Genomic DNA, 16,028 nt, shown 5'->3' on the forward strand with positions numbered 1-16,028 from the left:
TATGTATAAATTATTGAAACAAGAAGGCAGGGCAAAGCGCGGAGAATTTCACACGGTACATGGAGTAATCCAGACGCCTGTGTTTATGAATGTCGGCACGGTAGCGGCAATCAAGGGCGCGGTATCCACGGATGATTTGCAGGGGATTAAGACGCAGGTACAGCTTTCCAATACCTATCATCTTCATGTGAGAACCGGAGATAAGCTTATCAAGGAATTTGGAGGGCTCCATAAGTTCATGGTATGGGACAAGCCTATTTTAACAGATTCAGGCGGATTTCAGGTGTTTTCCCTCTCAGGGCTTCGAAAGATTAAGGAGGAAGGTGTATACTTTAACTCCCATATCGACGGAAGAAAGATATTTATGGGCCCGGAGGAGAGCATGCAGATACAGTCAAATCTGGCATCCACGATTGCAATGGCATTTGATGAATGTCCGTCAAGTGTTGCAGAGAAAAAGTATATCACGGATTCGGTGGAGCGAACGACGAGATGGCTGCATCGCTGTAAGAAGGAAATGAGTCGTTTGAACGGTCTTGAAGATACCATTAATAAAAAGCAAATGCTTTTTGGAATCAATCAGGGTGGAACGTTCGAGGACATTCGTATTGAACATGCGAAAATTATATCCGAGCTGGATTTAGACGGCTATGCGGTAGGAGGACTTGCTGTCGGAGAGTCACATGAGGAGATGTACCGCATTTTGGAGGAGACGGTTCCTTACCTTCCGGTGAACAAGCCGACCTATCTGATGGGAGTCGGAACCCCTGCCAATATTTTGGAGGGAGTGGAGAGAGGAATTGACTTTTTTGACTGCGTATACCCAAGCCGAAACGGCAGACATGGACATCTGTATACGAGAAAAGGAAAACTCAACCTGTTTAACTCAAAATATGAGCTTGACAGCAGACCAATTGAGGAGGGCTGCCAGTGCCCGGCGTGCAGGTCATACAGCAGGGCATACATCAGACATCTTTTAAAAGCAAAGGAAATGCTCGGTATGAGGCTTTGTGTGCTCCATAATCTCTATTTTTACAACAATATGATGGAAGAAATCAGAACGGCTTTGGACGAAGGGCGCTTTGCGGAATACAAAAAGGCAAAGCTGGAAGGCTTTCAGGAAAATGATAAGCAGGCAGCAAAATAGGAGTTTTTTTAAAAAATGTAATAAGGTACTTGATGAAAGTGAAAAATTTGTGTAGAATGGTATCAATATGAAAATGTTTGGAACATTTGACCATTAGGAGGAATAGAAGGATGAATTTATTAGCGACAACGACAGCATCAACAGCAGGAAGCATTAGTGTTATGATCTTATACATTGCCGTATTTGGTGTGTTTATGTACTTTATCGCGGTAAGACCACAGAAGAAAGAACAAAAGAGAATGGCAACGCTGTTGTCAAACCTTGAAACAGGAGACAGTGTTTTGACATCAAGCGGTTTTTATGGAGTAGTTATCGATATCGCAGATGATACAGTAATTGTTGAGTTTGGTAACAATAAAAACTGCAGAATCCCAATGCAGAAGAGTGCAATCACTCAGGTTGAGAAGCCGGACGCAGAATAATTAATTAAAAAGCGGACAAGTGTGCATATTTTTGCACCTATTTATAAAGTACATTTATTGTATTTTTATGAATAGGTGCATTTTATTATCAACAGTTATGCTTACTATTCCTCTTGGTTATATTAAACAAAAAAATAATAAATATTTGTTATAATAGTTGAAAAATGTATAAAAATAAGCTATGATTACAAGAATAGATAAATTAGAGTGAGAAAGGAACGATTACCATGAACTATAAGATAGCAGTTATTTCAGGTGACGGAATAGGACCGGAAATTGTCGCGGAGGCGAAGAAGGTACTTGGAAAGATTGAGACGAAGTACGGACATAAATTTGATTATACAGAAGTTCTTATGGGTGGAATATCGATTGATGTTCACGGCGTTCCATTGACCGAGGAAGCTTTAGAAACGGCAAAGAGCAGTGATTCGGTTCTGCTTGGCGCGGTAGGCGGTGATGTGGGAAACTCGAAGTGGTATGGCAAGGAACCTCATTTACGCCCAGAGGCAGGTTTATTGGCACTCAGAAAAGGGTTGGAGCTGTTTGCAAATATCAGACCGGCTTATTTATATGATGAATTGAAGGAAGCATGCCCGCTTCGAGATGAGATAATCGGAGATGGCTTTGATATGGTGATTATGCGTGAGCTGACCGGAGGTATTTACTTTGGAGAGAGAAAGACAGAGGAAGTAAACGGTTTATTAAAGGCTACGGATGTTCTTACTTATGATGAGGAAGAAATCAGACGAATTGCCATTCGCGGCTTTGACATTGCGATGAAGAGACAAAAAAAGGTAACGAGCGTCGACAAGGCAAACGTACTAGACTCTTCAAGACTTTGGAGGAAGGTCGTCACAGAAGTGGCAAAAGACTATCCGGAGGTAGAGCTAGAACATATGCTGGTTGATAACTGTGCAATGCAGCTCGTGAAAAATCCGAGACAATTCGATGTTATCTTGACGGAGAATATGTTTGGCGATATTTTATCCGATGAGGCAAGCATGATTACAGGCTCCATCGGTATGTTGTCCTCCGCAAGCCTCGGAAAGACAAAGCTTGGACTGTATGAGCCAAGTCATGGCTCGGCACCGGACATTGCAGGTAAAAACCTTGCAAATCCTATCGCAACTATTCTTTCAGCAGCTATGATGCTTCGCTATTCGTTTGATTTGGATAAAGAAGCTGATGCAATCGAACATGCGGTAAATCAGGTGTTAAAGAATGGCTACCGCACAACTGACATTATGTCGGCAGGCTTTCAGCAGGTAGGAACAGACGAAATGGGAAGCCTGCTTGCAGAACAAATTTAGACACTTAAAACAAAGTAGGAAATTATAATTCATGACAAGTGAAGCTGCTTGCAGATTCACTTGTATAGGCGTATTGACGCAATTGGAGGTAATCTATATGAGAAGTGATTCAGTTACAAAAGGAGTACAGCATGCTCCGCATAGATCGTTGTTTAATGCACTGGGACTTACAAAGGAAGAGTTAGAAAGACCAATGGTTGGTATTGTAAGCTCTTATAATGAGATTGTACCGGGACATATGAATCTGGATAAAATCGTGCAGGCGGTAAAGATGGGTGTTGCAATGGCAGGGGGAACCCCGATTGTTTTTCCTGCAATTGCCGTTTGTGACGGTATAGCAATGGGCCATGTGGGCATGAAATATTCTTTGGTTACAAGAGATTTGATTGCAGATTCAACAGAGAGTATGGCGATGGCACATGCGTTTGACGCTTTGGTAATGGTACCAAACTGTGACAAGAATGTACCCGGACTTTTGATGGCGGCGGCAAGAATCAACGTGCCGACCGTATTCGTAAGCGGCGGTCCGATGCTTGCAGGACGTGTGAACGGAGAAAAGAGAAGTCTTTCCAGCATGTTTGAGGCGGTAGGTGCTTACACAGCAGGCACAATGACCCTGGATGACGTGGAAGAATTTGAAAATAAGGTATGTCCAACATGCGGCTCTTGTTCCGGTATGTATACTGCAAACAGCATGAACTGTCTGACAGAGGTGCTTGGAATGGGCTTACAAGGAAACGGCACAATACCGGCAGTATATTCGGAGAGACTGAAACTTGCAAAACATGCAGGTATGAAGGTTATGGAATTATTTGAGAAGAATATCAGACCGAGAGATATTATGACAGAAGATGCGTTTATGAATGCGTTAGCTCTTGATATGGCATTAGGATGCAGCACAAACAGTATGCTTCATCTTCCTGCTATCGCACATGAGGCAGGAATTGAATTAAATCTGGATATTGCAAATGAAATCAGTGCAAAGACACCTAACTTATGCCATCTTGCACCGGCAGGTCCTACCTATATGGAGGATTTGAACGAGGCAGGCGGTGTATATGCCGTTATGAATGAACTGAATAAAAAGGGATTGATTCGTACAGACTTAATTACTGCAACCGGAAAGACGGTAGCAGAGAATATAGAAGGCTGTATCAATAAGGATACAAGCGTAATCAGACCGGTTGAAAATCCATATAGCCAGACAGGTGGTATTGCAGTGCTTAAAGGAAACCTGGCACCTGACAGCGGTGTTGTAAAGCGTTCTGCGGTTGCTGAGGAGATGATGGTTCACGAAGGACCTGCAAGAGTATTTGACTGCGAGGAAGATGCAATTGCGGCAATCGAAGCAGGCAAAATCGTGGCAGGAGATGTTGTGGTAATCCGCTATGAAGGACCTAAGGGCGGTCCGGGAATGAGAGAGATGCTAAGTCCTACCTCTGCAATCTGCGGCATGGGGCTTGATTCATCCGTGGCACTTATCACGGACGGACGTTTCAGCGGTGCTTCCAGAGGTGCGGTTATCGGTCATGTTTCACCGGAAGCGGCAGTGGGCGGAAACATTGCGTTGATAGAAGAAGGCGATATCATAAAAATCAATATACCTGAGAATACATTGGATTTTGTTATCTCCGATGAGGAATTGGAAGAGAGAAGAAAGAAATGGCAGCCGAGAGAGCCAAAGATTACAACAGGCTATCTGGCACGCTACGCATCTATGGTTACATCAGGAAACCGTGGTGCAATATTGGAAATTCCAAAGAAATAAGACAGAGAGGTATCAAATATGCAGTTAAATGGATCAGAAGTTTTAATCGAATGTTTAAAAGAGCAGGGCGTTGACACGGTATTTGGTTATCCGGGCGGTGCCATCTTAAATGTATATGATGAGTTGTATAAGCATAAAGATGAAATAACACATATCTTGACATCACATGAGCAGGGAGCGTCTCATGCTGCGGACGGTTATGCGAGAGCCACGGGAAAGGTCGGCGTGTGCTTCGCAACATCGGGACCAGGAGCGACAAATCTCGTAACCGGAATCGCGACAGCATACATGGATTCCATACCGCTTGTAGCGATTACTGCGAATGTAGGAACTCCTCTTCTTGGAAAGGATTCCTTTCAGGAAATCGATATAGCAGGAGTTGTTATGCCGATTACGAAGTACAGCTTCATTGTTAAAGATGTAACAAAGCTTGCGGATACCCTCAGACGCGCGTTTGAGATTGCAAAAACCGGACGTCCGGGTCCTGTTTTGGTGGATATCACAAAGGATGTTACAGCGAACACGACAGAATATAAAAAGAAAGAGCCAAAGCCGATTGAGCGTGTAACAAAGACAATCAAAGAGAAGGATTTGGAGAAGGCGTTAGAGCTTATTAATCACTCCAAGAAGCCGTTTGTCTTTATCGGCGGCGGTGTTATTCTCTCTGATGCCTCAGAGGAGCTTGCTGAGTTTGTGGAAAAAGTTCATGCACCTGTTACGGATACGCTGATGGCAAAAGGAGCGTTTGACGGGGAAAGTGAGCTCTATACCGGTATGCTTGGCATGCACGGAACAAAGTCCTCGAATCTGGGTGTGACGGAATGTGACCTTCTCATCACCATCGGTGCGCGCTTTAGTGACCGCGTTACAGGCAATGCAAAGAGCTTTGCAAAAAAAGCGAAAATCTTACAGATTGATGTGGATGCTGCGGAGATTAACAAAAATGTAAAGACAAGTGCCAGCATCATCGGTGATACCAAGGAGGTATTGAAACGGTTAAATGCGAGATTGGAGCAGTTAAATCACGACGAATGGGTTTCTCATGTCAAGGAACTAAAGGTGAAATTTCCGCTTAAATACAACGATGCCGGACTTACGGGACCTTATGTCGTAGAGCAGATTTATGAGGCGACAAAGGGTGATGCCATTATCACAACCGAGGTTGGTCAGCATCAGATGTGGGCAGCACAATTTTATAAATACACCAAACCTAGATCCTTCCTTACATCAGGAGGTCTTGGTACAATGGGCTATGGCCTTGGTGCATCTATCGGCGCAAAAACCGCCTGCCCGGATAAAACGGTAATCAACATTGCAGGAGACGGATGCTTCCGTATGAATATGAATGAGATTGCCACGGCAACCAGATATAACATACCGATTATTCAGGTTGTAATCAATAACCATGTATTAGGCATGGTTAGACAGTGGCAGAATCTATTTTATGAAAAACGCTATTCTCATACCATATTAAATGATGCCGTTGATTTTGTGAAGCTTGCAGAGGCTATGGGAGCAGAGGGAATCCGCGTTACGACGAAGGAAGAGTTTGCTCCGGCACTTGAAAGGGCGATAAAGCTGAATAAGCCGGTGGTGATTGACTGTCAGATTGACAGTGACGACAAGGTATGGCCGATGGTAGCACCAAACGGCGCAATTGCAGAGGCATTTACAGAGGAAGACTTAAAGCAGAAATAGATTAAAAATCGCTGCTTCTAGGGCATATTACCTAAAGTGTGCGCGTAGCAAATACATTTGTAAGTTTTTCGCGAATACCTATTGACTATAAAATAACAAAGTTGTAAAATGGGTTAAGCGATAAACCGCATAGATCTAGCAAGATGGATTTTTAGCAGATTCACTTGTCGGGAATTAAAATTTAGGAGGAAATAAAAGTGAGTAGAGTGTACAATTTTTCAGCAGGACCAGCAGTGTTACCTGAAGAAGTATTAAAAGAAGCAGCAGCAGAAATGTTAGATTATGAAGGTACCGGAATGTCGGTAATGGAAATGAGTCACCGATCGAAAGCTTATGAGAAAATCATTCAGGATGCAGAGCAGGACCTGCGTGATTTGATGAATATTCCGAATAACTATAAAGTACTGTTTTTACAGGGCGGTGCGTCCCAGCAGTTTGCCATGATACCGATGAACCTTATGAAGAATAAGGTAGCCGACTACATAGTAACAGGCCAGTGGGCGAAAAAGGCATACCAAGAGGCACAGCTTTACGGAAAAGCGAACAAAATCGCTTCTTCCGAGGATAAGACATTTTCCTATATCCCTGATTGCTCTGATTTGCCGATCAGCGAGGATGCAGATTACGTTTATATATGCGAAAACAATACCATTTACGGAACAAAGTTTAAAACTTTGCCGAATACAAAGGGAAAAACCTTAGTTGCGGACGTATCTTCCTGCTTTTTATCTGAGCCGGTTGATGTGACAAAATATGGTATTATTTACGGCGGTGTTCAAAAGAATGTAGGACCGGCAGGCGTTGTTATTGTAATTATCAGAGAAGACCTGATTACAGAGGATACCTTACCGGGAACTCCGACCATGTTAAAATACAAGATTCATGCTGACAATGACTCTTTATACAATACTCCGCCGGCATATGGCATTTATATTTGCGGTAAGGTATTTAAGTGGCTCAAGAAGATGGGCGGCTTGGAAGAGATGAAGAATCACAACGAGAAGAAAGCGGCTGTATTATATGATTTCCTCGATTCAAGTGAAATGTTCAAAGGTACTGTAGTAAAAGAGGACCGTTCCCTTATGAACGTACCTTTTGTTACAGGAAATGAAGAGCTGGATGCTAAGTTTGTAAAAGAGGCAAAGGCTGCAGGCTTTGAAAACTTAAAGGGACACAGATCCGTTGGCGGTATGAGAGCCAGCATCTACAATGCAATGCCAATCGAGGGCGTTGAGAAACTCGTTGAGTTTATGAAGAAGTTTGAAGCTGAAAACAAATAGCATGATGGAGGATTTTTAGATGTTTAAATATAATTGCTTAAATCCTATTGCAAATATAGGGTTGGATTTATTTACAGAAGAGTATGAGAAGGTTGATGCGTTTGTGGATGCGGAGGCTGTTTTGGTTAGAAGTGCGGCAATGCATGATTTGGAGCTTTCTGAGAATCTGCATGCAATTGCAAGAGCAGGAGCAGGCGTAAACAATATTCCGTTGGATAAATGTGCGGAAAAGGGAATCGTTGTATTCAATACTCCGGGCGCGAATGCAAACGGTGTTAAGGAGCTTGTGATTGCAGGTATGCTTTTGGCTTCCCGTGATGTAATCGGCGGAATCAACTGGGTAAAAGAAGAAAAGGACAATCAGGATATTGCAAAATTAGCGGAAAAAGTAAAGAGCAATTTTGGAGGAACTGAAATTCAGGGCAAGAAGCTTGGTGTCATCGGACTTGGAGCGATTGGTGTATTGGTTGCAAACGCAGCTACCCATCTTGGAATGGAAGTATACGGATATGACCCATATGTGTCAGTTGATGCGGCTTGGAACCTTTCAAGGGGCATTAAACACAGCAAAAATGCTGAGGAAATATATAAAGAATGTGATTTTATCACCATTCATGTGCCATTGATGGATGCTACAAAGAAGATGATTAACGAAGAAGCAATTGCTATGATGAAGAAGGACGTTGTAATTCTTAACTTTGCGAGAGACTTACTCGTTGATGAAGAAGCACTTGTGAAGGCACTTGCAGAGGGAAGAGCAAAGAAGTACGTTGTAGACTTCCCGAATCCGACGACAGCAGGCAAAGAGGGCGTGATTGTAATTCCTCATCTTGGTGCATCCACAGAAGAGTCAGAGGACAACTGCGCGGTTATGGCTGTAAAGCAGATTAAGGATTTCTTAGAAAACGGAAATATCAAAAACTCTGTAAACTATCCTGCCTGCGATATGGGCGTGTGTGAAAATGAAGGCCGTGTGTGTATCAACCATAAGAATATTCCGAATATGATTGGACAGTACACAAGTAAGTTGGCACAGTTTAACATCAATATTTCAGATATGATTAATAAGAGCAAGGGCGATTTCGCCTACACAATTCTTGACACAGGCTCACCGATTACGGAGGAAGTTGCAAAAGAACTGGCTTCCATCGATGGTGTGTTGAAGGTAAGAGTCATAAAATAATAAAAGCAGGCAGGGCTTTCCTTGTCAGAATAAGAAAATGCAGTGAATTCATGAGAGTTCACTGCATTTTTTGGTCTTTCTTTCAGAAATAAATAATCCGGCTAATGTGAGTAAAGTCCCGCAAGCGGCAATCCATGTGATTGTCTCATTTAATATAAGAATTGAAGTGATGACGGTGATAGCCGGAACCATATAAATATAAATACTTGTTTTTACTGCTCCTAACAATTTGACAGCCGTATTCCATGTAACAAAACAAAGTGCCGATGCTCCTAATCCAAGAAATAGAATATTAAATAGATTAACAGGTTGCGAGAACCTTTTTAAATCCAATTCAAAGGGAAGTACGAATAATGCGGGAAGCATAAAAATAATTCCGTAAAAAAATATTCTTCGAGTAGTCTGTATCGTGTTATACCCAAATTGACTGATTTTTCTTGTGAGTATTGTATAAATAGCCCATACAAGAGCAGCAAATACCGCCAATAAATCGCCGATTGGATTTAATTTCAAAACCATACTTCCATTAAAATTAATAAGAGTAATTCCAATCATAGCGATAACAAAACCAATAAAAAAGTTGGCTTTTAATTTTTCATTTTCCAAGAACCAATGGGAAAACAATGCGGTAAAGAATGGCGCAATGGATACAATAACGCCGACATTTGACGCAAGTGTATAAGTTAAAGCGATATTTTCTAAGAGGAAATAAAGCGTAACCCCACATAACCCGGCGCCGGCAAACAGCATTTCTTGTTTTATGCCTGTCCCTTTCAGCCTGTAGGGAAATACTGCCATTAAAACAACGAACCCTATCATGAAACGAAAAAACAATATTCCGATAGGGGTAAAGCTGATAAGTAATATTTTAGTCGATATAAAGGTGGTTCCCCATATTAAAATTGTAATAAACGCCAACAGATGTCCGGCAAGTTCTTTGTTTGTTTTCATGATTTTTTATACGCTCCTCGAAATAGGGACTAGCTTTTATTTTCCTCAAATATATTTTTATATTGTTTTGGGGTAAGTCCGATTAGTTTTTTAAAAAATTTTGTAAAATGACTTTGATCCACGAAACCTGTTTGCATAGCGGCTTCTAAAGGGTCTATTCCTTTTTCCAATAGCTTTTTTGCTTCTCCAATTCGGATTGCTTCAAGGTATTGATATGGTGTAACCCCTCGCTGCTTTGTAAAATTTCTTAATAAGGTATATTTGTTTAGATTGGACAGCTTACTCAAATCATCAAGCGTAATGAACTCCGCATAATGGTTTTCCATGTAAGTGCACGACTTTTGAATTTCCGCACTGACTTCTGAAAGGTTTTCTTTTGCAGGTTCGGTATATTCTGAAATTAACTGTTCAATAAGGAAGAAGAATATTTCCTCCTTCTCAAAATCCTTTCTCTGCTCCATAATCAGTTTATGAAGCTCACGCAAAAGAAGAAGGGCTTCGCTATGGTATGCTACTGTGGTCGTGAATTTAGGAAGATAGTCAATTCCTTTAATTTGCTTGACCGTTTCCCTCATGATATCCTCATTGATGTTGATACTTCTCCAATCAAGTGCTTTGTTATCTATTTGTCGGCAAGCATGATTATCCAAAGGATTAAACAATAATAAATCCCCTGCTTCTATGGTGTAATCCTTGTTCTTGCAGGTCAGATACCGATTGCCGCTTTCTACAAATCCTATTACATAGTATTCATGGAAATGGTTGGGGAATTTCTGCATGATTCCGTTAAATTGATGTGCTTCAATTTTTAATTCATTATCGTAACACACGAAGCGTTGTTCCTGTTCTGTCATAAAATTACCCTCCTATATACTTTCATATAATTGTAGCACGAGTTTGTAATTTCCTCTTGTATGATATTGACTTTTTATTAATAAAAAAATAAAAAAAGTGGTTGACATTGATAATATATCGTGATAATATGTAAAACATATTAATCATATAGAAATGGTATGAATAGAATATGAGAAGAGACTGACCAGACAACTGGAGGTTTCAAAAAGCGTTGAACAGCGTTTTTTGGAATCTCTTTTTTGTTTATAGAAAATTGGCATGAAGGAATTCAATGCCAAATTTCTTAAACCAATTATCTTAACAGTAAGATAATGAAAGCTAAGAAAACAAAGAGAGGATGTGAAGGATGAACAAGGAGAAACTTGAAGAGGCAGATTGGCTGTTCCGTAAAATGACCCGTAAATTTATAAAAGAGAGGGATAAGATTTTAGTGGGAGGAATTAATTTACCGGCTCTTTTGATACTTCATAAGATAATACGGGAAGGTCCTCAATCCTTAGGGGATTTGGCAGAGGAGCTGGATTTTACGACAGGAGCAATCACTGCGGTTTGTGACAATCTGGAGAAAAAGGGACTTGCCACAAGAATTAGAGGTGAGGATAGAAGAAGAGTGTTCCTTGCTATTACAAAGGAGGGAAGGGAGCTCTATCTCAGAAATCAAAATATCGGCTATTGTTGCAGCACATTACTTTTTGACGGTATAAACGAGGAACGGCTCGAGCAGCAGATTGAGGGCTATAAGAAGATTATAAAAAATCTGGAGCACTTCTCAGAGGTAATATTGGAGTTGGCAAAGGAAAATGAGAAACAAAAAGATATACCGGAAATACCGAGGGAAAGCAAATATTTAAGCTATTAACTATTATATTCAGAAAAGGAGAATGATGACTATGGGACATCCAACAATTTATCCGACGGGAGCAACCGTTTATAATCCGGAAAAGGCATGGAGCGGTTATACAATTTATCAAGCAGCGCAGGTAGGAGCATTGCTGATTGGCATGAATGGGCAGGAGGTTCATTTGTGGAAGGATTTAAGAGGCTTTCCAAATAAAATTTTTCCGGGAGGATATGTGCTTGGAAGCACCGCACAAAGAGATCCTGAGTTTGGCTTCCAAGATGAAGCCGATGTGGTTCAGGTAGATTGGGACGGAAATATCGTCTGGAAATTTGACCATTACAAATACATCGCCGATCCGGGCAAAGAACCGAAATGGATGGCGAGAGCACACCATGATTATCAGAGAGAGGGCAATCCGGTGGGATATTATGCACCCGGACTTGAACCACAGACAGATAAGGGAAATACGTTAATCCTTGTACATAAAGATGTAGAAAAACCTGAAATCTCCCATCATCCGCTCTTAGATGACGCGATAATTGAAGTGGACTGGGAAGGAAATATCATTTGGGAGTGGGTATGCAGTGACCACTTTGAGGAGCTTGGTTTTGATGAGGCGGCAAAAAATGTACTGTTTCGAGATCCGAACACAAGATTTTTCGGAAACCATCATTCAGGAGATTGGATGCATATCAACTCCGCTTCCTACATCGGTCCCAATCGTTTCTATGATGCAGGGGATGAGCGTTTCCACCCGGACAACATCATATGGGATGCAAGAGAAAGTAATATAATAGCAATTATTGATAAAAAAAGCGGAAAGCTGGTATGGAAAATCGGACCGGATTATTCCGGTGAAGAGGTAAAGCACTTGGGCTGGATTATTGGCCAGCATCATGCTCATATCATACCGAAAGGGCTTCCGGGCGAGGGAAATTTACTGGTGTTTGACAACGGAGGCTGGGGAGGCTATGGATTGCCGAATCCATCTTCTCCTTACGGACAAAAAAATGCTTTGCGCGACCATTCAAGGGTATTGGAAATTAATCCTGTTACATTAAAAATAGAATGGGAATACACCCCGGCAAAAGCAGGTTTTCAGGAGCCGCTTGACTCCTATCGTTTTTACAGTCCGTATATCAGTTCAGCACAGAGACTTCCAAACGGAAATACGCTGATTACAGAGGGAGCAGACGGGCGTATATTCGAAGTGACAAGAGAGCATGAGTTGGTGTGGGAGTATATTTCTCCTTACAAGAATCAAATCAACGCCAATATGGTTTATCGTGCATACCGTGTTCCTTATGAATGGGTTCCGCAGTTGGAGAAACCGGAGGAAACGCCTATCGAACCGATAGATGTAAATGACTTCAGGGTAAAAGGAGCGGCACCGAAGGGTACAAAGTCCGTTGCAGCAGTGGCGGGAACGGCTGAATACCAAGAAGGAGCAGCCTGCGTTGCAAGAGTTGATGAACAGCCAAACTAGAGACTTATAACGAAGAAAACAATAAAATAGTAGAAAGAAAAGAGGATGGAACATTATGAAAAAGAAAATTTTATCAGCAGCGTTAACCTTGTTAATTGCAGTCGGTGCAGCAGGATGTGCAGGAGCTTCCGGTTCTTCAACAGAAAAAAACACGGAAGCCGCAACGACACAGACCACGCAGCCGGCAGAGGAGAAGACAACAGGGGAAGATGCTGTGGCAGATACCAAAGAGCCGGTTACTGTGAGGCTTGCCATCGATACGGCAGCGGGAGGATCGTTCCAGGTAAGAGTAGCAAACAAACAGGGTTACTTTGAAGATTATGGTATAGACGCTCAAATATCCAATTTTGCTTATGGAATTGATACCATCAATGCTCTTTTAGTAGGACAGTCCGACACGGCTTCGGGAGCGGACTACGCCTTGATTAACTCTCTTGGAAAAGGTGATTTGGTTGTAGTCAGCAGCCTAAGTCAGACAAACGATAAATCAGCAGAAAAAACCCTTCTTTTTGTAAAGGGGGATATCAGCACTGCCTCTGATTTAAAGGGAAAGAAATTGGGAGTACAAAAGGGAACCGTTTATGAATATATATGGGCGAAATATCTTGAGACAAACGGTATTGCGGAAAGTGAAATTGAGTATGTTCCGTTTTCTACGCCTGATGAGGCAATTGTTTCTCTGCAAAACGGTGATATGGATGCAGTTTGGATAGGCGGTGCGCTCGCCACAAAATTTGAGCAGTTGGAGGGAGTAAAGGTATTGGGAAATGTCCTTGATTCCGGAGTGAATATCAGTGCATACCTGCTTCTTGAACGAAGTTTTGTGGAAGAAAATCCGGAAGCGGTGGCAGGTGTTTTAAAAGCGATTTACGATGGCATGAACTATATACCGGGTCACGAGGAAGAGACGGCGAAGCTTGCCTTTGAAGAATTAAAGCTTCCGGAAGAAAGTGTACTGGAAGATCTTAAGTATACGAATTATGCACTTGGATTTTCCCAAGAGGATTTTGACCATTTAGAGGACATTAAGAAATGGTCGGAGGAACATGGAATATTGACAGATCAATATGATTTAAAGGATAAAATCAATGTTACACCATTGCAGAATTCCTTTCCTGAACTTTTAACTTACGAGCCGTAAAGGAGGATTGCCATGTCAGAAAATTTGGTATCAAATGCAATTTCTGTAGAGCATGTAAGCAAAAGCTTTGATAATCCGGTCACAGAAAATTCCTCTTATGTTTTAAAGGAGGCAAACTTAACCGTAGGCGCAGGAGAATTTTTTATTCTCCTCGGGCCGAGCGGCTGCGGAAAGTCCACTTTGTTAAATTTAATAGCAGGTTTTACAACGACCACTTCAGGAGAACTGAGAGTCGGAGAAAATGTGATAAAAAAGCATGGCAAAGAGAGGGCAATGGTATTTCAGAATGCAGATGCGGCATTGTTTCCGTGGTTAACCGTAAGAGAAAACATAGAATTCGGACTACGCATGAAAAAGGTATCCAAAAAAGAAAGAGAAGCGATATCCAGTCAATATATAGGGCTTGTCGGGCTTACCGGACATGCGGAAAAATTTCCTGATGAGCTTTCGGGCGGAATGAAGCAAAGAGTTCAGCTTGCGAGAGTACTTGCAAATGATTCAGACATTCTCCTTATGGATGAACCGTTCGGTGCATTAGATGCAATGACACGCAGAGCGATGCAGAAGGAGCTGGTAAATATTTGGAGAAAGACCTCAAAAACCGTTATTTTTGTCACACATGACATTCAGGAGGCACTGCTGCTTGGACAGAGAATTGGTGTGATGTCTTTGGGACCTAATTCAAAACTCACAGATATCTATCCGGTGGATTTGCCATATCCAAGAGATATCACGGCACCTAACTTTAACAGACTTTATGAAAAAATTGAACATCATTTTGAAGGGGAGGCGTGGTCATTATGAGAATAGTAAAAAAACTAGTGAATTATGGTGTTATCACATGGATTGGCATTTTCCTGTTATGGCAGTTTGCGGCATTGATGAACAATCCTGATTTCTTTCCAGGACCGGTGGCTACGCTAAAGGGGGTGGCAGAGCTTTCCAAGGATGGTTCCCTGTTTTACTATATGGGTGTGAGCCTTTGGAGAGTAATGAGAGGCTGGCTGCTTGGAAGCATCATTGCCATTCCGACAGGGCTTCTACTCGGAAGGGTTGTCTCCCTTAGAAAGCTGATTGAGCCGTTCTTACATTTTATCCGCTTTATTCCGCCGCTGGCACTTATCACATTGTTTATGCTTTGGTTTGGAATTGGGGAAGCCTCAAAAACTGCACTCATTACCTATTCTACGTTGTTTACGGTTATTATCAATACGATGGCAGGAGTTGCGGCGATTAAGGAAGACCGACTTCGCTCAGCACGCTGTATGGGAGCAAGTGAAATACAGATAATGCAGCATGTGATTATACCCTCCTCAATCCCTTATATTTTCACCGGAATCAGGCTTGCTATGGGCTCTTCTTTCATGGCGATTATCGGGGCAGAGATGATTTCTGCAAATGAGGGAATTGGATATATGATTTGGAGTTCCAGACTTTATTTTAAGACAGATTGGATTTTTGTAGGACTTTTCTGCCTTGGCATCATGGGATTTTTGGCAGACTTTATATTGGTGAGAGTGGGAAAACAGATTTGGTATCGTTATGGGATAGGACGCCCGGTATAGGATAATACTTAGTATTGGCAAGCAGTAAATCAAATAAGATTTGCTGCTTTTTTGTGCGGACTTGTCCGCTTTGTTCTATCTTCCGGACGAAATGAATTCAGAGTAGTTTAAAATGGATTATTCTGTTATAATAATAGGTGATGATACAAAAATATAAATTGTGTCAAAATTGTACCGTTGGTGCGTTTAACACCTTAATCCTATGATACAAAAAATATCGTTACGGTTCAGAGCCAATCTCGAAAACACTGCGTGTTTCCCCGATGTGGCGTATCCGCCAAATAAATTTAATAAAAAGTATGCTTAAGAATGCGAGCATTCTTAAGCATATCTTTATCAAATTTGCTTGGCTCTGAACAGTTACAAATTATCAATTAAGAG

The 16,028-nt window shown here is 41.7% G+C and carries 14 protein-coding genes; 12 read left to right on the top strand and 2 right to left on the bottom strand.

Annotated elements, in window-relative coordinates; genetic code table 11:
* Position 1: 1 nt before the first annotated feature.
* The 7 genes from tgt (at position 2) to CTY48_RS06330 (ending at position 8,808) form a co-directional block, all read left to right on the top strand.
* Positions 2-1,147, top strand: coding sequence for a tRNA guanosine(34) transglycosylase Tgt (gene tgt / locus CTY48_RS06300; RefSeq protein WP_099467675.1), 1,146 nt, complete (start codon positions 2-4; stop codon positions 1,145-1,147).
* 110 nt (positions 1,148-1,257) lie between these two features.
* On the top strand, positions 1,258-1,569 hold the full coding sequence (yajC, locus tag CTY48_RS06305) for a preprotein translocase subunit YajC (protein ID WP_099467676.1): 312 nt from the start codon (positions 1,258-1,260) through the stop codon (positions 1,567-1,569).
* A gap of 227 nt (positions 1,570-1,796) precedes the next feature.
* Positions 1,797-2,879, top strand: a complete 1,083-nt coding sequence (gene leuB, locus CTY48_RS06310; RefSeq protein ID WP_099467677.1) for a 3-isopropylmalate dehydrogenase — start codon at positions 1,797-1,799, stop codon at positions 2,877-2,879.
* Positions 2,880-2,976: 97 nt separating this feature from the next.
* On the top strand, positions 2,977-4,647 hold the full coding sequence (gene ilvD, locus CTY48_RS06315) for a dihydroxy-acid dehydratase (protein WP_099467678.1): 1,671 nt from the start codon (positions 2,977-2,979) through the stop codon (positions 4,645-4,647).
* An 18-nt stretch (positions 4,648-4,665) separates the two neighbouring features.
* Positions 4,666-6,345, top strand: a complete 1,680-nt coding sequence (gene ilvB, locus CTY48_RS06320; RefSeq protein ID WP_099467679.1) for a biosynthetic-type acetolactate synthase large subunit — start codon at positions 4,666-4,668, stop codon at positions 6,343-6,345.
* A gap of 197 nt (positions 6,346-6,542) precedes the next feature.
* Positions 6,543-7,625 carry a 3-phosphoserine/phosphohydroxythreonine transaminase gene (serC, locus tag CTY48_RS06325; protein ID WP_099467680.1) on the top strand — a complete coding sequence of 361 codons (1,083 nt, stop codon included), beginning with the start codon at positions 6,543-6,545 and terminating at the stop codon, positions 7,623-7,625.
* A 19-nt stretch (positions 7,626-7,644) separates the two neighbouring features.
* Positions 7,645-8,808: a phosphoglycerate dehydrogenase gene (locus CTY48_RS06330; protein WP_099467681.1), complete on the top strand. Its 1,164-nt coding sequence runs from the start codon at positions 7,645-7,647 to the stop codon at positions 8,806-8,808.
* Between the two features lie 48 nt (positions 8,809-8,856).
* Here the strand turns inward: CTY48_RS06330 and CTY48_RS06335 are convergent, their stop codons facing one another.
* The gene (locus CTY48_RS06335) at positions 8,857-9,759 is read right to left on the bottom strand and encodes a DMT family transporter (RefSeq protein WP_099467682.1); all 903 of its coding nucleotides are present in this window, start codon (positions 9,757-9,759) and stop codon (positions 8,857-8,859) included.
* A 29-nt stretch (positions 9,760-9,788) separates the two neighbouring features.
* On the bottom strand, positions 9,789-10,613 hold the full coding sequence (locus CTY48_RS06340; RefSeq protein WP_099467683.1) for an AraC family ligand binding domain-containing protein: 825 nt from the start codon (positions 10,611-10,613) through the stop codon (positions 9,789-9,791).
* A gap of 347 nt (positions 10,614-10,960) precedes the next feature.
* Between CTY48_RS06340 and CTY48_RS06345 the strand changes: the two genes are divergently transcribed.
* Genes CTY48_RS06345 through CTY48_RS06365 form a run of 5 tightly spaced genes read left to right on the top strand, consistent with a single transcriptional unit; the run spans position 10,961 to position 15,647 of the window.
* Positions 10,961-11,473, top strand: a complete 513-nt coding sequence (locus CTY48_RS06345; RefSeq protein ID WP_099467684.1) for a MarR family winged helix-turn-helix transcriptional regulator — start codon at positions 10,961-10,963, stop codon at positions 11,471-11,473.
* Between the two features lie 31 nt (positions 11,474-11,504).
* The gene (locus CTY48_RS06350; RefSeq protein WP_099467685.1) at positions 11,505-12,941 is read left to right on the top strand and encodes an aryl-sulfate sulfotransferase; all 1,437 of its coding nucleotides are present in this window, start codon (positions 11,505-11,507) and stop codon (positions 12,939-12,941) included.
* Between the two features lie 55 nt (positions 12,942-12,996).
* Positions 12,997-14,082 (top strand): ABC transporter substrate-binding protein, encoded by a 1,086-nt coding sequence (locus tag CTY48_RS06355; protein ID WP_099467686.1) that lies wholly within the window; start codon positions 12,997-12,999, stop codon positions 14,080-14,082.
* 12 nt (positions 14,083-14,094) lie between these two features.
* Complete coding sequence (locus CTY48_RS06360; RefSeq protein ID WP_099467687.1) at positions 14,095-14,886, top strand: ABC transporter ATP-binding protein; 792 nt, start codon at positions 14,095-14,097, stop codon at positions 14,884-14,886.
* On the top strand, positions 14,883-15,647 hold the full coding sequence (locus CTY48_RS06365) for an ABC transporter permease (RefSeq protein ID WP_099467688.1): 765 nt from the start codon (positions 14,883-14,885) through the stop codon (positions 15,645-15,647). Before CTY48_RS06360 ends, CTY48_RS06365 begins: the two co-directional genes overlap by 4 nt.
* The last annotated feature ends 381 nt before the right edge of the window (positions 15,648-16,028 follow it).

It is taken from the genome of Konateibacter massiliensis (assembly GCF_900184995.1).
Taxonomy (GTDB): domain Bacteria; phylum Bacillota; class Clostridia; order Lachnospirales; family Lachnospiraceae; genus Lachnotalea; species Lachnotalea massiliensis.